The organism is Bradyrhizobium sp. LeoB3 (assembly GCF_055456055.1).
Genome location: NZ_JBVBEF010000064.1, coordinates 1 through 19,518, shown reverse-complemented (window position 1 = coordinate 19,518; position 19,518 = coordinate 1). Strand labels below are relative to the sequence as shown.

19 protein-coding genes are annotated in these 19,518 nt (G+C 64.4%); 10 read left to right on the top strand and 9 right to left on the bottom strand.

Going from position 1 to position 19,518, the window contains the following annotated elements; all coding sequences use genetic code 11:
* Positions 1-7 precede the first annotated feature (7 nt).
* The 3 genes from ACZXDY_RS31060 (at position 8) to ACZXDY_RS31050 (ending at position 3,185) form a co-directional block, all read left to right on the top strand.
* Positions 8-1,324, top strand: coding sequence for a homoserine dehydrogenase (locus tag ACZXDY_RS31060; protein ID WP_028167848.1), 1,317 nt, complete (start codon positions 8-10; stop codon positions 1,322-1,324).
* 75 nt (positions 1,325-1,399) lie between these two features.
* On the top strand, positions 1,400-2,398 hold the full coding sequence (gene glpX / locus ACZXDY_RS31055; RefSeq protein WP_464348128.1) for a class II fructose-bisphosphatase: 999 nt from the start codon (positions 1,400-1,402) through the stop codon (positions 2,396-2,398).
* Between the two features lie 67 nt (positions 2,399-2,465).
* Positions 2,466-3,185, top strand: coding sequence for a haloacid dehalogenase type II (locus ACZXDY_RS31050; protein ID WP_464348127.1), 720 nt, complete (start codon positions 2,466-2,468; stop codon positions 3,183-3,185).
* Between the two features lie 165 nt (positions 3,186-3,350).
* Here the strand turns inward: ACZXDY_RS31050 and ACZXDY_RS31045 are convergent, their stop codons facing one another.
* Positions 3,351-4,445 carry a methyl-accepting chemotaxis protein gene (locus ACZXDY_RS31045; RefSeq protein WP_028167851.1) on the bottom strand — a complete coding sequence of 365 codons (1,095 nt, stop codon included), beginning with the start codon at positions 4,443-4,445 and terminating at the stop codon, positions 3,351-3,353.
* Between the two features lie 362 nt (positions 4,446-4,807).
* Between ACZXDY_RS31045 and recJ the strand changes: the two genes are divergently transcribed.
* Both recJ and ACZXDY_RS31035 read left to right on the top strand, forming a co-directional pair.
* The gene (gene recJ, locus ACZXDY_RS31040; protein WP_464348147.1) at positions 4,808-6,649 is read left to right on the top strand and encodes a single-stranded-DNA-specific exonuclease RecJ; all 1,842 of its coding nucleotides are present in this window, start codon (positions 4,808-4,810) and stop codon (positions 6,647-6,649) included.
* A 21-nt stretch (positions 6,650-6,670) separates the two neighbouring features.
* Positions 6,671-7,489 carry an SDR family NAD(P)-dependent oxidoreductase gene (locus ACZXDY_RS31035; RefSeq protein WP_028167853.1) on the top strand — a complete coding sequence of 273 codons (819 nt, stop codon included), beginning with the start codon at positions 6,671-6,673 and terminating at the stop codon, positions 7,487-7,489.
* Positions 7,490-7,496: 7 nt separating this feature from the next.
* On the opposite strand, the gene ACZXDY_RS31030 is transcribed toward ACZXDY_RS31035, so the two are convergent.
* Together ACZXDY_RS31030 and ACZXDY_RS31025 are read right to left on the bottom strand one after the other, a co-directional pair.
* Positions 7,497-8,726, bottom strand: coding sequence for a lytic murein transglycosylase (locus tag ACZXDY_RS31030; RefSeq protein WP_464348126.1), 1,230 nt, complete (start codon positions 8,724-8,726; stop codon positions 7,497-7,499).
* 56 nt (positions 8,727-8,782) lie between these two features.
* Positions 8,783-9,358, bottom strand: coding sequence for a MarR family winged helix-turn-helix transcriptional regulator (locus ACZXDY_RS31025; RefSeq protein ID WP_464348125.1), 576 nt, complete (start codon positions 9,356-9,358; stop codon positions 8,783-8,785).
* Between the two features lie 50 nt (positions 9,359-9,408).
* Here ACZXDY_RS31025 and ACZXDY_RS31020 point away from each other — a divergent pair, with 50 nt between their 5' ends.
* The gene (locus ACZXDY_RS31020) at positions 9,409-9,891 is read left to right on the top strand and encodes a carboxymuconolactone decarboxylase family protein (protein WP_464348124.1); all 483 of its coding nucleotides are present in this window, start codon (positions 9,409-9,411) and stop codon (positions 9,889-9,891) included.
* A 49-nt stretch (positions 9,892-9,940) separates the two neighbouring features.
* Complete coding sequence (locus ACZXDY_RS31015) at positions 9,941-10,438, top strand: cupin domain-containing protein (protein WP_464348123.1); 498 nt, start codon at positions 9,941-9,943, stop codon at positions 10,436-10,438.
* Here the strand turns inward: ACZXDY_RS31015 and ACZXDY_RS31010 are convergent.
* The 3 genes from ACZXDY_RS31010 to efp all read right to left on the bottom strand — a co-directional run bounded on the left by ACZXDY_RS31010 (position 10,349) and on the right by efp (position 13,213).
* The gene (locus ACZXDY_RS31010; protein ID WP_464348122.1) at positions 10,349-10,909 is read right to left on the bottom strand and encodes a DUF805 domain-containing protein; all 561 of its coding nucleotides are present in this window, start codon (positions 10,907-10,909) and stop codon (positions 10,349-10,351) included. The genes ACZXDY_RS31015 and ACZXDY_RS31010 overlap by 90 nt on opposite strands.
* A 113-nt stretch (positions 10,910-11,022) precedes the next feature.
* Positions 11,023-12,600 (bottom strand): M23 family metallopeptidase, encoded by a 1,578-nt coding sequence (locus ACZXDY_RS31005; protein WP_464348146.1) that lies wholly within the window; start codon positions 12,598-12,600, stop codon positions 11,023-11,025.
* A 46-nt stretch (positions 12,601-12,646) separates the two neighbouring features.
* Positions 12,647-13,213 carry an elongation factor P gene (efp, locus tag ACZXDY_RS31000; protein WP_027578243.1) on the bottom strand — a complete coding sequence of 189 codons (567 nt, stop codon included), beginning with the start codon at positions 13,211-13,213 and terminating at the stop codon, positions 12,647-12,649.
* Positions 13,214-13,567: 354 nt separating this feature from the next.
* On the opposite strand from efp, the gene epmA reads away from it, so the two are divergent.
* The 3 genes from epmA to ACZXDY_RS30985 all read left to right on the top strand — a co-directional run bounded on the left by epmA (position 13,568) and on the right by ACZXDY_RS30985 (position 16,030).
* Positions 13,568-14,620: an EF-P lysine aminoacylase EpmA gene (gene epmA / locus ACZXDY_RS30995; RefSeq protein WP_464348121.1), complete on the top strand. Its 1,053-nt coding sequence runs from the start codon at positions 13,568-13,570 to the stop codon at positions 14,618-14,620.
* The gene (locus tag ACZXDY_RS30990) at positions 14,617-15,708 is read left to right on the top strand and encodes a lysine-2,3-aminomutase-like protein (RefSeq protein WP_464348120.1); all 1,092 of its coding nucleotides are present in this window, start codon (positions 14,617-14,619) and stop codon (positions 15,706-15,708) included. The genes epmA and ACZXDY_RS30990 overlap by 4 nt, the downstream gene beginning before the upstream one ends.
* Positions 15,709-15,778: 70 nt before the next feature.
* On the top strand, positions 15,779-16,030 hold the full coding sequence (locus tag ACZXDY_RS30985) for a hypothetical protein (protein WP_028167861.1): 252 nt from the start codon (positions 15,779-15,781) through the stop codon (positions 16,028-16,030).
* Between the two features lie 49 nt (positions 16,031-16,079).
* On the opposite strand, the gene ACZXDY_RS30980 is transcribed toward ACZXDY_RS30985, so the two are convergent.
* From ACZXDY_RS30980 to ACZXDY_RS30970, 3 genes are all read right to left on the bottom strand, one after another.
* A complete protein-coding gene (locus tag ACZXDY_RS30980) occupies positions 16,080-17,165 on the bottom strand; it encodes a 3-deoxy-7-phosphoheptulonate synthase (protein WP_464348119.1) in 1,086 nt (361 codons plus the stop codon).
* A gap of 310 nt (positions 17,166-17,475) precedes the next feature.
* A complete protein-coding gene (locus tag ACZXDY_RS30975) occupies positions 17,476-18,054 on the bottom strand; it encodes an HdeD family acid-resistance protein (RefSeq protein ID WP_464348118.1) in 579 nt (192 codons plus the stop codon).
* A gap of 68 nt (positions 18,055-18,122) precedes the next feature.
* A complete protein-coding gene (locus ACZXDY_RS30970; RefSeq protein WP_130229830.1) occupies positions 18,123-19,163 on the bottom strand; it encodes a PrsW family intramembrane metalloprotease in 1,041 nt (346 codons plus the stop codon).
* Positions 19,164-19,518 lie beyond the last annotated feature (355 nt).

Here is a 19,518-nt window from a genome sequence, read left to right as displayed (position 1 = left end):
GTTTGCAATGGTCGCACCGCTGAAAGTGGGCATAGCGGGGCTCGGCACCGTTGGCGCCGAAGTCGTCCGTCTTATTGAGCAGCAGGGTGCCGCCTTGGCGGCGCGCAGCGGCCGCGGCGTGCGCGTCGTCGCGGTCACCGCGCGTTCGAAGAAGAAACGCGGACTCGATTTGCGCGGCGTCGACTGGGCTGAGAGTCCGCAGGCGCTGGCCGAGGATTCCAATGTCGATTGCTTCGTCGAATTGATGGGGGGCGCCGATGATCCCGCCTTCTCGGCGATCGAGACTGCGCTGAAGGCCGGCAAGTCGGTAGTGACAGCCAACAAGGCGCTGATCGCCAAGCATGGGCTGCGGCTCGCCAAGGCCGCGGAGCAGCATGGCAGCGCACTGAATTACGAGGCCGCGGTCGGCGCGGCCATTCCCGTGATCAAGACGCTGCGCGAGGGGCTCTCCGGCACCAGCGTCAATCGCGTCTACGGCATCCTCAACGGCACCTGCAATTACATCCTGACGCGGATGGAGCATGAGGGACTGTCGTTTGAGGAATGTTTGAAGGACGCGCAGCGGCTCGGTTATGCCGAAGCCAATCCGTCCTTCGACGTCGACGGACACGACACCGCGCAAAAGCTTGCGATCCTGGCGAGCCTCGCCTTCGGCACCAAGGTCGCGCAAACCGCCGTCTATGTCGAAGGCATTTCCTCGATCACGCCCGAAGACCTGCGTGCGGCGGAGGAACTCGGATATCGCGTCAAGCTGCTCGGCGTTGCGGTGCGAACTGCAAAGGGCATCGAGCAGCGCGTGCATCCCACCATGGTGCCGAAATCTTCGTCGATTGCCCAAGTGATGGGCGTCACCAATGCGGTGACGATCGACGGTGAGGGCATTCCGCCGATCACGCTGGTCGGGCCGGGCGCCGGCGGGGCGGCGACCGCGTCCGCCGTCGTTGCCGATATCGCCGACGTCGCGCGCGGCATCCGCGCAACGCCGTTTGGCCGGCCGGTCGACAGCCTGCGCGCGACGACAAAGGCGCCGATGGAGCGCCATGAGGGCGGGTATTACATCCGTCTTCTGGCCCGCGACCACGCCGGCACCGCCGCGACCATCGCAACGCGGCTTGCGGAACAGAAGATTTCGCTGGAATCGATCGTGCAGCGCCACCGCAATGACGGTGATGTTAACGGTTCGGCCAAAAAAGCTTCACCGGTTCCTGTCATTCTGATTACCTACGCGACCAGTGAAGATGCGGTTCACCGGGCGCTCAAGGCCGTGCAGCGCGACAGGGTCATCAGCGGTCGCCCGCAGGTGATCCGAATTGAGAAAAATTAGTGTGCGATAGCGAACGCCTTCTACGTTAGATGATTGAATGCGGGCGAGGGGCCCGAAGGCTGAAGGAGTGCAGAGATGTCGACCCATATTTCCGTCCCGCCACAACTTTTGCTCGAGCGCATTCTCACGCTCGAAATCGTGCGGGTGACGGAGCGGGCGGCGGTGTCGGCCGCGCGGCTGCGCGGCCACGGCCAGGAGAAGGCGGCCGACCAGGCCGCGGTCGACGCGATGCGCCGCGAACTCAACAAATTGCCGATCGAGGGCACCATCGTGATCGGCGAGGGCGAGCGCGACGAGGCGCCGATGCTGTTCATCGGCGAGAAAGTCGGGCTCAATGCCGGGCCGAAGGTCGATATCGCCGTCGATCCGCTGGAAGGCACCACGCTCTGCGCGAAGAACATGCCGGGCGCGATCGCCACGATGGCGATGGCCGATGGCGGCACGCTGCTGCACGCGCCCGACGTCTACATGGAGAAGATCGCGATCGGTCCGGGCTACGACAAGAACGTGATCGAGCTCGACGCGTCGCCGGCCGACAACATCCAGCGGCTCGCCAAGGCCAAGGGCGTGCCGGCATCGGCGATCACGGCGCTGGTGCTCGATCGTCCGCGCCATGCCGACATCATCACGAGCATCCGCTCGACTGGCGCCGCCGTGCGCCTGATCACCGACGGCGACGTGGCCGGCGTGATCCACACCACCAACCCGGACGAGACGGGCGTCGACATCTATATGGGCACCGGCGGTGCGCCCGAGGGCGTGCTGGCCGCGGCAGCGCTGCGCTGCATCGGCGGCCAGATGCAGTGCCGCCTGATCCTTGACAGCGAGGAGAAGCGCGAGCGCGCGCACAAGATGGGCATCACCGCTCCGAAGATGATCTACGGCATCGAGGACATGGCGCGTGGCGACTGCCTGTTTGCTGCCACCGGCGTCACCACGGGCTCGCTGCTGACAGGCGTCAAGTTCAAGAAGGACACGATCGAGACCGAGACGGTGGTGATGCGCTCGGTTACCGGCACCGTGCGCTACATCAAGGCGGAGCACCGCCAGCTCGAGAAGTTCCATCTCGATTGAGGTGAACCGCCGTTCCGGGGAGCGCTGATGCGCGCCCCGGAATGACAAGAACAAACGGGAGGCGAGCATGGCCGATCTTTCGGCGGTGAAGGCGCTGGTGTTCGACGTGTTCGGCACCGTCGTCGACTGGCGCACCAGCCTGATCAACGACTTCACGAAGTGGTCGAAGACGCGCGGCATCGAAGCCGACTGGACCGCGCTCGTTGACGGCTGGCGCGGGGTCTATGTCGCCTCGATGGACGAGGTGCGCAAACATCCCGAACGCGGCTATGTCATCCTCGACGTGCTGCACCGCCGCTCACTTGAGAAGCTGGTCGAGCAGCAGGGCATCAAGGGATTGACGGACGTCGACCTGCATTACCTCACCACGGGATGGCACCGCCTGCATCCCTGGCCCGACAGCATAGCGGGGCTGGCGCGGCTGAAGGCGAAATACATCATCTCGCCGCTCTCGAACGGCAATGTCGCACTGCTGACCAACATGGCGAAGTTTGCCGGCCTGCCATGGGATCTCATCATGTCGGCCGAACTGTTCGAGCACTACAAGCCCGATCCCGAAACCTATCTTGGCGCCGCGAAATTGCTGTGCCTGCCGCCGGAGCAGGTGATGATGGTGGCCGCGCACAACGGCGATCTCAAGCATGCGCAGCAAAACGGCCTGAAGACCGCCTTTGTGGCGCGTCCGACCGAATACGGCCCGCTGCAGAAGGTCGACTTCGAAGCAACCGGTGACTGGGATATCGTCGCCAAGGATTTCGTCGCGATCGCCGATCGGATGGGTTGCTAGCTGAGCAGCTCGTCGCGAAAAGCCAGGCCACGCAGAAAGCCCTCATCCTGAGGGGGCCGCGCAGCGGCCGTCTCGAAGGATGGGCCGCGGGCGAGATCCGGGCCTCATGGTTCGAGACGCGCTGGCGCGCTCCTCACCATGAGGGGACACCACACCGATCTAGGCCTAGGAAGCCGCCCCGCAGAGAATGACGCCGTACCAGCCGAGACCCTTGTAGGTCTCGTAGCCCGGCGTGGCGTGGAAGGCGACCAACGCGCCGGAGCGGTCGTGGTAGAAGCCGCTGCGCTGGCCGCCGAGTGACAGCGAGACGTGCTCGGTCAGAAGGCCCTTGCCGTCGGATGCCGCGATCACCCGGAAATGGGAATCGACCAGCAGCACGCGCGCTTTATCGGCGGCGCCGACGCGCACGCCCTGCACGATGGCGCGTGCCTGCGGCTCCCAGTCGAAATGGATCGCGAGCACGCCGGTCGGCTTGCCATGGGCCTTGCCGCCTTCGCGGACGCTGGCGCAATAGGTCGCGACTTGCGCGTTGCCGAGCAGCGGCTGGCACTCGACGTCGCCGGCGACATAGTCGTCGCCCGAGCGCAGGTCGCGCGCCTGGCGAAACCATTTTGTGGCCGCGACGTTCTGGCCGATCACCTTGAAGCGATCGGCGCGCCCGTTGGCGAGCACGTTGCCCTCGAGATCGCAAAGCCAGAGATCGAGGTAGACGGTGTACGCGGAAAGGATCACGCCCAGCCGCTCGGACGTGTGCGCGACCACCGCCGGTTGCGGTGACGCAGCGCAGTCGACGACGGCAGAATCGGTCGCCCACCAGCGCACATCGCAGGTGCGTTCATAGAGGTTGCGGTCGATCAGCTCGATCGCGTTCAGCGACAGGTCCACCATGCGCTCGCCGCGCGAGCGGTCGGTCATGCGCTCGATCGAGCTCATGAGACTGCCGGTGCGCCGCGTTAGTTGCGTCTCGAGCTCGCGCGCGATGGTCTCGACCTGCTGGCCGACGCCGCGCACTTCCTGCGCCACCACGGCAAAGCCCGCGCCTTGCGCGCCGGCGCGCGAGCTTTCGATCAGCGCATTCAGCGCCAGCATCTTCATCTGGTTGGTGATCTTCTGGATCGACCTGGTCTTCTCGCAGGCGATCTGATTGACCTCCGCGGTCAGCCGCGCGATCAGCGCCGAAATGTCGGATTCATCGTCGATGTCAGGCGAGACCGCCGATTCGCTCGCGATTGATTTCGCGCGCGGGAGCGCGATGGACATAGCCGGACTTCCCTTGCATTAAGCCTTTGACCGCTTCCTGCGGACGGAACGGAACCAAAAAATCGCAGATCAAGCACGCGTCCTTTTTCGGGGATTTCGGCTAACGTCGGCTTAATTTTCCGAAATTGCCACCTATGTGGGACTGCACTTTATTTGGGCACTCCGCCATTTCCCGTTGTGAATCCCTCTCCTGACACCGCCCGACGAAGGCCTCGACACCCCCGCAAGCCAATTCCGCAAGGTCCGTCTCCTGCGAAAAGCGGGCAAAACCGCCTGGCAGCGCTTCGCGATCGCCCGCTCAGGGTCGAGGATGGCAGCTCTGATTCGCTTTCATGCGAGCGCCACTCGTCGTCGGGATCGTTATGACGCTGCACACCGCCATCCTGCCCGTAGAGATGCCGCCGGCCTTTCTCGGCGTGGCGCGCTCGCTCACGGGCAAATTCTGGCGCGACCGTTTGGACGCGCGGGGAGCGGCGCGGGCGCTCGCGATCGCGCAGCGCCACCAACTGCCGGAAATGCTGGCGCGGGTGCTCGCGGGCCGCGACGTCGCGATCGATGATGTGCCGGATTTCCTCGATCCCACCATCCGCAAATTGATGCCGGATCCCTTCACCGTGACCGAGATGGAGGCGGCGGCAAGGCGGATCGCGGATGCGGCGATGCGCAATGAGAAGGTCGCGGTCTTCGGCGACTACGACGTCGACGGAGCAACCTCGGCGGCGCTGCTCACCTGGCACTTGCGGCATTGCGGGCTCGATCCGCTGATCCACATTCCCGACCGCCTGTTCGAGGGCTACGGCCCCAACACGGAGGCCGTGCGCGCGCTTGCCGCCAAGGGCGCGACGTTGCTGGTCACCGTCGATTGCGGCACCACGAGCCTGGAGCCGCTGGCGGAGGCGCGGCGGCTCGGCATGTCCGTGGTCGTGATCGATCACCATCAATGCGGCGAGGTGCTGCCCGAGGTGGACGCACTGGTGAATCCCAACCGGCCTGATGATCTCTCCGGGCTTGGTCATCTCGCAGCCGTCGGCCTCGTGCTGGTGACCCTGGTCGCGGTGAACCGGGAATTGCGCCAGCGCGATTTCTGGACTTCGGAAATGCCGGAGCCGGATCTCTTGGGCATGCTGCATCACGTCGCGCTTGGAACGGTGGCTGACGTCGCGCCGCTGATTGGGCTCAACCGCGCTCTGGTCGCCAAGGGGCTGATCGCGCTGCGCCGGCGCGACCATGTCGGGCACACCGCGCTGATGGATGTGGCCCGGCTCAACGGCCCGCCGGAGGCCTGGCACCTCGGCTTCATGCTGGGACCGCGCATCAATGCGGGCGGGCGGATCGGGCGCGCCGACCTCGGCGTGCGGCTACTTCTGGAATCCGACCCCTCGGAGGCGGCACGGATCGCGGCCGAACTCGACCGCCTCAACAGCGAGCGGCGCGTCATTGAGCAGGCGGCCGAAGCGCAGGCCGAGGCGGAGGCGCTGGCCTCGCTCGGATTGGAGGACAAGGGCGCCGTCATCGTCACGGCCGCCGAGGGCTGGCATCCCGGCGTCGTCGGCCTCGTGGCCTCGCGCCTGAAGGAGAAATTTGGCAGGCCGGCCTTCGCCATCGCGCTCGAGCCGGGCGGCATCGGCACCGGCTCGGGTCGCTCGATCGGCGGCGTCGATCTCGGCAAGGCGGTGCGGCAGGCGGTGGCGGACGGCCTGCTGCTCAAGGGCGGCGGCCATGCGATGGCCGCAGGCGTAACGCTGCGAAAGGAGAAGCTCGCCGAGTTCCGCGCCTATCTGGAAAGCGTGCTCGCCGCCGACGTCGCCAATTCGCGTCACGAGAATGAATTGTTCATCGACGGCGCAGTGAGCGCTCGCGCCGTAACGGTGGAATTTGCCGCGATGCTGAACCGCGCCGGCCCGTTCGGCAGCGGCAATCCGGAGCCGGTGATCGCGCTGCCGTCGCACCAGCTCGTCTATGCCGATGAAGTCGGACAGGCGCATCTGCGGCTGCGCTTCAAATCGGGCGACGGCGCGATCGTGAACGGCATGGCCTTCCGTTCCGTCGGCCAAAAGCTCGGCAATGCGCTGATTCAAAATCGCGGCCAGCCGCTCCATGTCGCGGGCTCCCTTGCGATCGACCGTTGGCAAGGCAGCGAACGTGTGCAATTGCGTGTGCTCGACGTCGCGGTCCCCGATCAGGGGCCCGCGGTGATCAGATAAGAAAACAGTCGGGGAGAGCACATGGCAGGACAGGTGGAAGGCAAGGTGGCGCTGGTCACCGGCGGCGCCTCGGGCATCGGCGCGGCGGTCGCGGAATTGCTGGCGCAGGAGGGCGCCACGGTCGTGGCGACCGATATCGACGAGCTCAGGGGACCGGAGCTCGTTACCGGCGTCAACAAGGCCGGCGGCAAAGCGGTGTTTCTGCAACAGGACGTCACCAGCGAGGCACGCTGGGCGGAGATTATCTCGGAGATCGAGAAACGGTTTGGCCGGCTCGATGTGCTGGTCTCCAATGCCGGTATCGGCATCTCCGTGCCGTCGATCACCGACATGACGCTCGCCGACTGGCGCCGGCAGACCGCGATCAATCTCGACGGCGTTTTCCTCTCGGTGAAATATTCTCTGCCGCTGATGCGCAGGAGCGGTGGCGGATCCGTCATCATGATGTCCTCGCTCGCGGGCCTGCGCGGCGCGGCGGGCCTTGCCGGATACTCCGCGACCAAAGGCGGCGTGCGGCTGCTTGCGAAGTCTGTCGCGATGGAATGCGCCGCTGCGGGAGACGGCATCCGCGTCAACTCGGTGCATCCCGGCATCATCGACACCCCGATCTGGAGCAAGATCCCGACGGAGGCGACGGGGAACCGTGCGAACGCGCCGATTGATCCCGAAGAACGTGCGAAGATTGCAACCCCGCTCGGCCGCGCCGGCCAGGCGGCGGAGATCGCCAGCGGCGTGCTGTATCTGGCCTCCGATGCGTCGCGCTACGTGACCGGGACTGAGCTTGTCATCGACGGCGGCATGAACGCGGGTGCTGTTGTACGGCCCATTGTCTCGAAATGACGGCGCGTCAGCCGCCCTGCCGCAACCGCGCCAGCACCTTCAGGCCGCCATAACCGTCGGCCGGCAACAGGCTCATCTTGGTCTGATAATCCCGGATCGCCTTCATGGTGTCATTGCCGACGCGGCCGTCGGTGCCGCCGGTATCGAAGCCGGCCTTTGTCAGTCGCGTCTGCATTTCCTGCACCTCGGCGAGCGTCAGCGCACGCTCGGAGCCGGGGAAGGGATGGATGAAGGGCGGCGCGCCGAGGATGCGGTCGCCGAGATGGCAGATCGCCAACGCATAGTTCATGGAGGGATTGTAGCTGCGCACGGCATAGAAATTCGGACCCAGCAGGAAGGCGGGGCCGCCGGCGACCGGAATCCATAGCTGCGCCGATGCATTCGGCTGTGGGAATGGCAGGCCGTCGGCGCGGGTCACGCCGGCGCCGGCCCATGCCGCATAGGTGCGGCTGCCGCTCATGCTGCCATTGGCCCGCACTTCGTAGCCCCAATGTTGCCCGCGGTGATATTTGCCGCGGTTGACGAGGTATTTCGCGGTTGATCCGAGTGCATCGTCCGGCCGGCCGAATGGCGAGACCTTGCCATCGCCGTCATAGTCGAAGCCGACATTGAGCCACACTTCCGGCATCCATTGCGAATGCCCCATGGCGCCGGCCCAGGAGCCGCGCATCTCCTCCGGCGTGCTCCAGCCGCGGTCCACGATCCTGAGCGCGTTGATCAGCTCGGTCTCCCAATAGGCCTTGCGACGCGGTTCGTTCCAGGCGAGCGCGGCAAGTGCAGGGAATACCGGCTTCATGTGGTTCTGCTGCACCAGCGGATCGCCGTAGGCGGATTCAACGCCCCACAGTGCCAACAGCGTGCCGCGCTCGACGCCAAAATCCTTCTCGATCCGCGCGAACAGCGCCTCGTTCTTCTTGAGCGCCTCACGGCCATTGATGATGCGCCAGTCGGAGACGCGACGGTTGATGTATTGCCAAATCTGTTCGTTGAATTCCGGCTGCTTCTGCATCTGCCGGAACACGCTCATGTCAGGCTCGATGCGGCCCATCACGCGGGTCCAGGTCGCCGCCGAGATTCCCTTGGCGAGCGCGCGGGCGCGGAAATTGTCGCGCCATTGGTCAAAGCCGGGTGGCGCGGCGAGCGCAGCGAACGGGCCGGCAAGTAGGGCGCCGGCCGCGATGCTGCCTTGCAGGAAAGCTCGGCGGGCGGGGGATTTCAAAGAATCAAGTTGCTTCATGCTGCCAATCTAGCGGCGCCATCCAAGGACACAAAAAGTCACATCGCCGCGGGAACCTAGCTATCCTGCAGCTCTGTGGCGATTTTGGACAGCCAGCGCCGCACGATCAGTTCTGCCCTGGGGTTGAGCCCCTTGGCCAGCCGCCGGTCCACGGCATGGGCGTGACGCCGGCATTTTTCCAGGAGCGCGGTTCCGCGCCTGGTCAGCGTCAATTGCAGGACGCGGCCGTGAACCGGATGCGGTGTCTTCCGGATCGCGCCGTCGCGCTCGAGATTGCGGATGATGACGCCGACGGTCTGCGGCGTCAGCAACGCCACCCGCGCGAGATCGGCGCCGGACAGCCCGGGATAGGCGCGCAGCATCGTCAGCACGACGAACTGTGGCGGGGTAACGCCGAGCTTTCCCAGCGCCCGCTCCATCGTCAGCCGCGTCGCCGCCTGGGCCTGCCGCAGGAGATAAGCGAGATAGCCTTGCTCGCCGCGCTTGCCCTGGCCGGGTGGTGGTGGGCGGATGATTGCAAGTGCCGGATCTGTCTCGGCGGGCGCTTTCCGGCTCCGAGTGGTATTTTTCGATTTTTCGATTTTTGATGTCTTACGAACCGTGCCGGTGGACCATGCAGTCTTGCGCGCCATATCAGTGCTCTTATAATATATCAGCATACTGATAACATGAGGCGAAACTGATGTCACACGCGAGAGCCGAATACGCTGACTTTCCGAAGCTTGCACCCGATGTCTACGATGCGGTGCGGGCGCTGGGTCAGATGGCGGCCAAGGCCGGGCTCGACAAGCAGTTGCTCGAACTGGTCAAGCTGCGCGCCTCGCAGATCAACGGCTGTGCCTTCTGCGTGCAGTTTCATATCCTGCAGGCCGAGAGCCTCGGCATATCGGCCGACAAGCTCAACCTCGTCGTGGTCTGGCGCGAGGCCCCGCAATTTTCCGCGCGAGAACGCGCTGCGCTGGCATGGACCGAAGCGCTGACGAAACTCGGCGACGGCGTGAGCGACGAGGTTTATGCTGAAGCGCGCGCGGAATTCTCCGAGCCGGAACTGAGCTATCTCACCTCGGCGATCGCGGCGATCAACGTCTGGAACAGGTATGGCGTCGCCTATCGCTGGACGCCGCCGGCGCGAAAGCCGTCCTCGGTCGGCGCAGCCGCGTCGTGAATAGGGAAGGCAAAGGGGCGAATAACGTCTTTCTCCAAAGGAGAACAACATGGCATCGATGCTCGCGACAACTCCTTTCGCATCGACACGGCCGATTTCGCTCGCGGTTATTGCGGGTCTTGCCTGTGCCCTGGTCACCGCAAGGACATTGCCGGCGATGATGGACACGGTATCCGGCGCCATCGCGCCGCTTTGCGCGAACGCCGCCGAGGGATCGCCGCTCGACAAGGTCGAGCCGATCGGCTCGTACGCGCTGCCAAACGTGCCGGGCAAGCGTGTCACCATCGTACGCGTGTTCTACGGCCCCGGCGGTTTCACGCGCGCGCATCGGCATGCCGGCTCGGTGACGGCCTATATCACCAAGGGCGAAATCCGCTCGCAGCTCGGCGGCGGACCGCTTGAGACGTTCAAGGTCGGCCAGTCCTTCTTCGAGCCGCCGGGTTCGACGCACCTGGTCTCAGCCAATGCAAGCAACACGGAGCCGGCGGAGTTGATTGCCGTATTCGTAGCCGACGAGGGCGCGCAGCTTACGACGTTTCTCGAGTAGTGCGGTTCGGCTGGTTTGTAAACGCGTCGCGGCGGCCGCGCTAGATTCCGGCGCGCGCCAGTGGGGGTCGCGGCCGAACCGATTGCTCCCGCATGCTCCGGGAAAGAAGCTCAGAAAGGCAACAATCAGGAGATATGGAATAGACACGCTGATGCTGATCGCGCTGGCAACAAGTGGAACGGCGAGAAGGGTCAGCAGCCACCATCCGGAGACGTTCAGATCGTGCAACCGTTTCGCCAATATGGCGATGAGCGGCCACAGAACGATCAGCAGCGCCAGCCGGACAGAGCCGTCATACGGCGGATTGACGTCGGGTGAGACGTAATACCGAACCGGCGGAATGGTGAGGTTACGCCAGCTACGGACCAGCAGAATGTAGACCAAGACAATCCCGATAAAGCCGAGTCGGAATTCCTGCCGGCTGATGCGGCCGTTCGGCGACAGAAAATACCAGGTGAAGGTCGAGAACATGCGCGATCGTGGTTTCACTTGAGTTGGCTGCCCATCGTACACTGCAGGCACTTAACGATCGCGGAATCGATTTCCGAGATTTAGCTACTTTCCGTCAATCGCCTGGTCGGCAATCAGTTGCCGCCGCCTTCCTGCGGATCGAGACGCTGGATCACGTCTTCTGGCTGCGCGTGCGCCACTGCGGCCGCCGCCGGCGGTTCGGGGCCGATCTCGCGGCCGCGGCCGCGGATCAGGCGTTCATAGGCTGAGACCAGCGTGGTGTAGGGATTGACCCAGAGCCAACCGTCGCGCGTGAACACCTGCACGTCGAAATGCAGGTGGCGCGTGGTGCCGTTGGGGTGATCGAGATAATTCGAGACCACGCCGATCTTTTCGCCTTCCGTGACACGGCGTCCGTTGAGAAGGCCGTCCGCGTCCATCGCCGACGGGTTCATATGCATGTAGCGGAAGCGAATATGCTCGGTCTGGGTGTTGACCTGCAGCGTCACTCCCTGCTGGCCCGGTGAACGGATCACAACGCCGTCGCGCACCGCGACGATTGCCTGCCGCTTGGGATCGCAGGGCTCTCCGCTTTCGTTGTTGGGCGGGCAGGCGCCCGGGCGGATATCCTGCCCCTGGTGGCCAAAGCCGTTGGTGCACTGGCCGACTTCGAAACTGCGCGCCTCGCAAAAACTGTCCTGCCAGGGATATTGGTCGGCGCGCCTGCCGAACGATTGCGAATGGATGAAGGCCGGTGCCTTCGCCAAGGGGAAGCGGATCTGCGAATACGCGGTCAGGTCGGTGCGGCCACCCTGCTTGTGGTAACCGCTGTTGGCGACGATGTCGCCGCTTGGCCGATAGGTGAACTCGGGTGAAACGGTGGCCGGCCGTTCCGCGCTCACGGAGGCGATGTCCCGCCGCAGCCGCGAGGGTTGGCCGCCGGCGATGCGCAGCGCCTTCAGGAAGCGTTCGGCGACCGGATAGGCCTCGCGGCAGGCCAGCCGTCGCAGCCGCGGCGTGCTATCGAGGCAGTGGATCGAAACCACATAGGGTACGCCGAAGCGGGTGAAGGCGTAGCGCACATAGCCTTCGCGGATGAAGCGTCGGATATCAGGATATTGCGCCGAAAGCGATTTGACCGGTTCGCCTTTGCCGCCGAGCCGATCGTTGAGATCATAGAGCAGCAGCGAACCGGTGATATGTACCTCGATCGGTCTTGCATAAGTCCGCTCCGGCATTCCGTTGCCTGCGCCCGGCTCGAGTGTGAACATCGCATCATAACCGGCCGCTCCTGCATGGAAGAGACCGGCCGGACGGAAGTCCGCCTGATAGCGCGACACGGACAAGCTCTCCGGCGTGCCGCTCCGCCGCGCTTCGAGATAGGTTGCGGTATCGAACGGCAAGAGTACCGGGATCGGGCTGCGGCCGATGCCGGGGAATAGCTGCGAGGTGATCGCGTTCAATTGCACCAGCGCGGGCCGTGAGCGCGGATCGTACGAAGGTACGCGGCGCTGGCTCGCAAATGTGAAGTTCGCAGCGATCGAAGGCTGGCTATTGATCTCGGCGCGAAGCTGATCGAGCACCGCGCGCCATTCGACGCGCACGGCCGAGATCGAAGGGGTACGGAATTCGTCGGCAGAAGCGGCGAGGGAGGTGGCGAGAAGCGACGCGAAAGCTGCCAGCCAAGGTGCCACAAAGCAGACAGCTTTCACTTTCAACGCGTCGTCCCCCGGCGCGGTACCCCCTTAGCGCGATCGGTTAATCCTTCGCGCGTTCGACGTATGAGCCGTCTTCGGTCATCACCACAATGCGCGTGCCGGTCGAGATATGCGGCGGCACAGCGGTGCGAATGCCGTTCGACAGCACGGCCGGCTTGTAGGAGGAGGAGGCGGTCTGGCCCTTCGTCACCGGCTCGGTCTCGACGACCTCCAGGGTGGCGCGCTGCGGCAATTGGATCGCGACCGGATTGCCCTCATGCATCGAGAGCTTCACGGTCATGTTTTCCTGCAGATACGGCGCGGATGACCCGACGATGTCCTTCGACACCTGGACCTGGTCGTAGGTCTCGCCATTCATGAAATGGAAGCCGTCGGCGTCCTCATAGAGGTAGTTGAAGTTGCGATCCTCGACGGTCGCCTTCTCCACCTGGTCGGTGGTCTTGTAGCGTTCGGAGACCTTCACGCCGTCGCCGATGCGACGCATTTCAATCTGGCTGACCGGGGTTCCCTTACCGGGATGGATGTTTTCGGCGGAAAGGACAACGTAAAGCTTGCCATCCTGCTCGATGATGTTGCCCTTGCGGATGGAACTGGCGATGACTCTCAAAGTGGTTTTCCTGAATGGTTCGGCCGCCGGCTCGGCTCGGCTGATACGCTCGGCGGCCTGGCGGCAGTTTCGGGCTGCAACATACTGATTTGCCCCCGAGATGCCAGCCTTTTGCGGCCGGTTTCGGCAGGTTGCTGACAGGTGTGGCGTCCTCTACGAGGTGTCAACCGCGCGAACGGCGGGCCGGAACGTGGTGCCGCCCCGCTCTATGGACAACGCATTCACCGTCAGGCATCAAGGAGTCGCCGGACGTCGAGGAAATCGAGCGATTTCAATGAGATTTACCGATTTTCTCAACTTGTTAATGGACAACCCGACGCATCGCGTGAAGCATCCTTTGGCAGGAGCGCAGCCATGAGCGGCGTCGACCGCCCGTCCCCCTGGTGGAATCCAGCCCGGCACGCCGACAGAAAACCGTTTCTTGAGGCGCGGAGCGCCGTGACGAAGGCGGTGCGGGCTTGGTTTGAGGGGTGGGGATTCCTGGAAGTCGAGACCGGCATCCTGCAGATTTCGCCTGGCAACGAGACCCATCTGCATGCGCCGCGCACGGAGTTGACGCGGGCCGATTGCAGCCGCGTGCCCCGCTACTTGCGCACGTCACCCGAATTCGCCTGCAAGAAGCTACTCGCGGCGGGTGAAACAAAGATCTTCGAGTTCGCGCGCGTGTTCCGCGACCGTGAACGCGGTGACCTCCATTTGCCCGAGTTCACCATGCTGGAATGGTACCGCGCCAATGATGATATCGACGCCGTGGTGACCGACACCCTCTTGATCATCGCCGAGGCCGCGCACGCGACCGGCATCGAGCGATTCTCGTTTCGTGGCAAGACCGCAGAGATCGGCGGGGTGCCTGAATTCCTGACAGTGGCGTCCGCCTTTGAACGCTTTGCCGGGATCGATCTCCTGGCCACCGTCGTTGACGGCGAGGGCGACCGTGCGGCGCTTGCGGATGCGGCACGGGAGCGGGTACGGATCGCCGAGGATGACACTTGGTCGGATATTTTCAGCAAGGTTCTGGTCGAGCATGTTGAGCCAAATCTCGGGCAGGGGCACCTGACCGTGCTGTCCGACTATCCGATCCCGGAAGCGGCGCTGGCGCGCGCAGATCCTTCCGATCCGCGCGTCGCCGAGCGGTTCGAGGTCTATGCCTGCGGCGTCGAGCTCGCCAACGGGTTTGGCGAGTTGACGGATGCCGCTGAGCAGCGCCGACGTTTTGCCGCGGCCATGGACGAGAAGGAGCGTCGCTATGGCGAGCGCTACCCGCTCGATGAGGATTTTATCGCCGCCGTCGGCGCGATGCCCGAGGCGAGCGGCGTGGCGCTCGGCTTCGACCGGCTGGTGATGCTGGCAAGCGGCGCGCCAAGGATCGACCAGGTGGTGTGGACGCCGCCGGCAGGAGAGAGATGAACCGGATCGACCGAAAGCTGGCGACAACGCTGCGGCAGCCCGCCGAACTGATCGAGCGCGGCCTTGCGCGGCAGGAGGCGCTTGCCGATCTGGAGCAGGTCGCCGCGCGCTACGCGATCGCGGTGACGCCTGGCATTGCGGCGCTGATCGACCCGAATGATGCGAACGATCCGATCGCGCGGCAATTCATCCCCGCCGCGGATGAACTCGTGACGCATCCCGGCGAGAACGCCGATCCGATCGGCGATGATGCGCATGCGCCTGTTCCCGGCATCGTGCACCGTTATCCGGACCGGGTGTTATTCAAGCTCGTGCACGTCTGCGCGGTCTATTGCCGGTTCTGCTTTCGCCGCGAGATGGTCGGGCCGGGGAAGGCGACGGCGCTGTCGGAGGACGCCTACCGCGATGCGCTCTCCTACATCCGCTCGCAGCCGCAGATCTGGGAGGTGATCCTGACCGGCGGCGATCCGTTGATGCTGTCGCCGCGGCGGCTCGCGGAGATCATGGCCGATCTCGCTGCCATCGATCACGTCAAGATCATCCGCCTGCACACGCGCGTGCCGGTGGCTGATCCGGCCCGTCTCAATCCAGAGATGGTCCGCGCGCTGCGTGTGGAGGGCGCGACGACCTGGGTTGCGATCCACGCCAATCATCCGCGCGAACTGACGCCCGAGGCGCGCGCCGCCTGTGCGCGGCTGGCGGATGCAGGCATTCCCCTGGTGAGCCAGACCGTGCTGCTCAAGAGCGTCAACGATGATGCTGCCACATTGGAAGGCTTGATGCGGGCCTTCGTCGAATGCCGGATCAAGCCCTACTACCTGCACCACGGCGATCTCGCGCCCGGCACTGCGCATCTGCGCACGACCGTCGAGGAGGGGCAGGAACTGATGCGATCGTTGCGGGGCCGCGTCTCGGGCCTGTGCCAGCCCGACTACGTGCTCGACATTCCCGGCGGCCACGGCAAAGCGCCGATCGGGCCGGGCTATTTGACGCAGGACAATCTCTCGCAGCGTGAAGGAGTTAATGAAACACGCTACCGTGTCGTCGATTATTGCGGTGACGTGCATCTCTATCCACCTAATGTGTGAGCGCAGATGCAGTAATATCGACGCGCCTGAACGGGCGCGATAAAGTGTGTCGAGAGGCAGGAGAATCAGGATGCGGAAAACAATCTTGTCGATGGCACTTGTGACCCTGATCGGTGCGCCTGCCTTTGCGCAGGGTGGAACCACGACAGTGCCGAAAAGCACTCCCGAGACCAGGCCGATTCCGGAAGCGCCGATCGGCCACCGTCAGCCGCGCCGCGGCGATGTGCCGAGCGAGAACAATATCAACGACCCGAACAATCCGGTGAACAAGGAAGACGCCGCCCTTGATCGCAAGATCAAGAGCATCTGCAGAGGTTGCTGAGGCGAGCCGCCGGGCGCTGCGACGCCCAGCGGCCCGTAACGACAAGCGTCTAGGCCAACCGTTCCCGGACATCGCGGCGCTCTGCCTTGCGGCGTGCCTCGACCGCATCGGCGAGCACGTTGAGCGAGGAGACCGTCGTCTCCCAGTCGATGCAGCCGTCAGTGATGCTCTGACCGTAGGTGAGCGCAACTCCCGGCACAACGTCCTGTCGCCCGGCGACCAGGTTGCTCTCGATCATCGCGCCCATGATGCGCGTCTCGCCGCCGGAAACCTGGCTGGCTATGTCGGCAACGACCAGCGGCTGGTTCTCCGGCTTCTTGCTGCTGTTGGCGTGGCTGGCGTCGATCATCATGCGCTGGTTGACGCCTGAGCGCGCCAACTCGCTTGCTGCGGCATCGACGCTTGCCGCATCATAGTTCGGCGCGCGGCCACCGCGCAGGATGATGTGGCAGTCCTCATTGCCGCTGGTCGCCGCGATCGCCGAGCGTCCGCCCTTCGTCACCGCCATGAAATGGTGCGGGTGGGACGCCGATTTCACGGCGTCAGAGGCGATGCGCACATTGCCGTCGGTGCCGTTCTTGAAGCCGACGGGGCAGGACAGGCCGGAGGCGAGCTCGCGGTGGATCTGGCTCTCGGTGGTGCGCGCGCCGATCGCGGCCCAGCTCACGAGATCGGCGATATATTGCGGCGTCGTCATATCAAGGAATTCGGCGCCGGCGGGCAGGCCGAGATTGTTGACGGCGGAGAGCACGCTGCGGGCGAGCCGCAGGCCCTTGTTGATGTCGAAGCTGCCGTCGAGGTTGGGATCGTTGATCAGCCCCTTCCATCCGACAATCGTGCGCGGCTTCTCGAAATAGACCCGCATCACGATCTCGAGCCGGTCAGACAGCGTCTCGCGCAAGGTGGCGAGGCGCTCGGCGTAGTCGATGGCCGCTTCGGGATCGTGGACGGAGCAGGGGCCGACGACAACCAGGAGGCGGTCGTCCTTGCCGTTCAGGATGGCGTGGATGGCGTTGCGCGCCGCCATCACCACCCGCGTCGCCGTCAAGGTGCGCGGGACCTCGCGCATCACCTCTTCGGGCGTACTCAGCTCTTTCAGTTCTCTAATGCGAAGATCGTCAGTGGTACTCAACACGGCGGGCTCCTTTTGATTTTTGAACCTGCCGGCCAACAAAAAAGCCGCCAGGTCTGGCGGCTGTTCGGACGTCTTGCTGCAATTTCACTAAATTGAGCGCGATCCTCCCGCCGCCAGCGAGCTGTCGTAGCTAAAGTACCAAAAATAGCTGGTGGCGGCGTTGATCATGGCTGGGTCTATAGCGGAAGGATTCCGCCTTGTCACCTCCAAAGATTCGGTTCTGATTCAATCAGAACCGATCTTCAGTTTCTTATTTTGACGCGTTTTCTTCACGCGAACCGGTATCCACTTCGCTCGAAAACGATCTAAATCACGGGTCGGTGCTGTGGGCGGCGAGCGCCATGCCGATCAGGCTGGCGCCGCCGAATAACAGATTGAGGCCGACCAGGAGCCCAAGCGCCCATTCCGCCGAGCCGGGCAGGCCGGCGACGATGATGAAGGCGATCAGGATGTCCATCAGCCCTGCGATCAGGAGCCACGACCAGCGCCCGGTCAATTCGCGCCGGTGCTCCAGCGCATACATGATGGTGGCGACGCCCTCGGCGACGAAATAGGCTCCGACCACGATGGTCAGCGTCAGCACGCCCTGCATCGGCCGCGCCAGCAGGATCAGGCCGGCGAGCACGGCCAGCGCCGCCGAGATCAGCGACCACCAGAAGCCCGGCATCTCGCGCGCCCAGTAAGTTACGATCAATCCGCCGATCCCGGAGATCAGGAACAGCCAGCCGAGGGAGATGGTCACGGCGAGGCTCGCGAAGGCCGGCACGATCAACGCGGCGAGGCCAAGAACCACGAGCAGGATGCCTTCGAACAGGAAGGCCTTCCAATGCGCCTTCACCGTGGCGTTCACTTCGGACTGCAGCTTGTCGAGGTTATCTGGAAGGGTCATCGCAGCTCTCCCGGCGGGTGCCTGATTGCACGCGATCCTAGAGCGTGTCCGGTTCTGATTATATCAGATTAGCCCGGCCCCGGTGCCGACGAAAAGCCCTCCGATGTCGTGCGAATTCGATTTCGCCCGAAGATGTAAATCGCGGTGGTCGCGATCAGCAGCGCTATACCGATCACAATGGAGATCGCCGCGACCGGGACCAGGATCGCCGCCGCATTGTGCTCGGGATTGATCAGCCAGCGACGGATCGACGTTAGCACGAAGGCCAGCCCGAGAAAGCCGGCGCCGCTGCCGAGGACGAGCACGGCCCACATCCGCCGCAACTGGCTCAGCCGTTCACGCGCGAGCGCGGTGCGCGGGGCATGATGGCGGCCGACCCGGTAGATCAGGCGGATGGCGAAGCCGATCGAGCTGAACCCGATCAGGACGCTCGCCGAGCCCAGGACCATCCGCAGCGTGGAGCCGAGATCGCCGCCCCGCTGCAGGGTCAGGAGCGGGAAGTCGAACGCGGCATGCAGCAAGACCGGGGCGAGCAGCACCATGCCCCAGCTCGACAAGCGCGCCCAGGCGCGGTTCTTGCGGTGCGCGCCGAGCGCGGTGCCGGAGCGTGCGATCGCGACATAGGCGCCGGCGATGATGCCGAGCGCGCCGTGAAACGGCACCGTGAGCACGCTGCGCAGCACGGCGAGCGCGCGCCACATCTCCGCGTGCTGGACCAGGTAGGCGAGGTTCTCATAGGCGGCGAAACCGAGCCCTACGGCGGCGCCGTAGACCACCGGATCCATCGGGTCGGCGGAGGCGCGCCGCCGCCGGGACGACACGGCGATGATCACCGCGATCTTCACGATCTCTTCAGGGAGGGCGACGCCGAACAGCGAGCGCACCACCAACGTCATCCAGGGGTTTTCCGGTATCGCCAGCAATGCGTTGAACGGCGCCCGCACCAGCCCAAGCAGCGAGATGCTGGCCGCGCCGAGCACGAAAGCGAGCCAGACCTGTCCCGGCGGGCCCGGGCGCTCGTCGGCGGCGATGACGAGCCAGAGCATCAGAAGCGCCGGCGCAATGGCGGCGGCACCGATGACGGTTGGGAGAGACTCGAGCAATAGCATCTGCGGGTAATCAAAACCGGGTACGAGTAAGGAAAATGGCCACAAAGCCAGCGCTTGGCAAGGCAACGTAACCGCTTTGCGATGGGTTCGGCGCGCCACATTCACGGCTTTTTGTCGCATGGCACGGTCGGTCGTTTCCGGTGTCGAGCCGGGATCCGGCGGTCCGTAGTCCGTAGGATGGGTAGAGCGCAGCGAAACCCATCATTCGCGCCGCTCATTTCATCGCGATGGGTTTCGCTGCGCTCTACCCATCCTACGCTGTCGTCCCCGCGAAGGCGCTAGGGCATGCACGGATCTCTGAGGCTCCATCCGACTGCGACGGCATGGAAGTATTCAAGGCCGGTTTTGAAGGTGA

Bases quoted from the DNA above. Each gene is read 5' to 3' on its own strand.
- ACZXDY_RS31060 (WP_028167848.1), top strand. From the start codon at position 8: ATGGTCGCACCGCTGAAAGTGGGCATAGCGGGGCTCGGCACCGTTGGC.
- ACZXDY_RS30975 (WP_464348118.1), bottom strand. From the start codon at position 18,054: ATGACCCTTCCAGATAACCTCGACAAGCTGCAGTCCGAAGTGAACGCC.
- ACZXDY_RS31045 (WP_028167851.1), bottom strand. From the start codon at position 4,445: ATGTCCATCGCGCTCCCGCGCGCGAAATCAATCGCGAGCGAATCGGCG.
- epmA (WP_464348121.1), top strand. From the start codon at position 13,568: ATGAGCGGCGTCGACCGCCCGTCCCCCTGGTGGAATCCAGCCCGGCAC.
- ACZXDY_RS30990 (WP_464348120.1), top strand. From the start codon at position 14,617: ATGAACCGGATCGACCGAAAGCTGGCGACAACGCTGCGGCAGCCCGCC.
- ACZXDY_RS31025 (WP_464348125.1), bottom strand. From the start codon at position 9,358: ATGGCGCGCAAGACTGCATGGTCCACCGGCACGGTTCGTAAGACATCA.
- ACZXDY_RS31050 (WP_464348127.1), top strand. From the start codon at position 2,466: ATGGCCGATCTTTCGGCGGTGAAGGCGCTGGTGTTCGACGTGTTCGGC.
- ACZXDY_RS31030 (WP_464348126.1), bottom strand. From the start codon at position 8,726: ATGAAGCAACTTGATTCTTTGAAATCCCCCGCCCGCCGAGCTTTCCTG.
- ACZXDY_RS31015 (WP_464348123.1), top strand. From the start codon at position 9,941: ATGGCATCGATGCTCGCGACAACTCCTTTCGCATCGACACGGCCGATT.
- ACZXDY_RS31020 (WP_464348124.1), top strand. From the start codon at position 9,409: ATGTCACACGCGAGAGCCGAATACGCTGACTTTCCGAAGCTTGCACCC.
- recJ (WP_464348147.1), top strand. From the start codon at position 4,808: ATGACGCTGCACACCGCCATCCTGCCCGTAGAGATGCCGCCGGCCTTT.
- glpX (WP_464348128.1), top strand. From the start codon at position 1,400: ATGTCGACCCATATTTCCGTCCCGCCACAACTTTTGCTCGAGCGCATT.
- ACZXDY_RS31010 (WP_464348122.1), bottom strand. From the start codon at position 10,909: ATGTTCTCGACCTTCACCTGGTATTTTCTGTCGCCGAACGGCCGCATC.
- ACZXDY_RS30985 (WP_028167861.1), top strand. From the start codon at position 15,779: ATGCGGAAAACAATCTTGTCGATGGCACTTGTGACCCTGATCGGTGCG.
- ACZXDY_RS30970 (WP_130229830.1), bottom strand. From the start codon at position 19,163: ATGCTATTGCTCGAGTCTCTCCCAACCGTCATCGGTGCCGCCGCCATT.
- ACZXDY_RS31035 (WP_028167853.1), top strand. From the start codon at position 6,671: ATGGCAGGACAGGTGGAAGGCAAGGTGGCGCTGGTCACCGGCGGCGCC.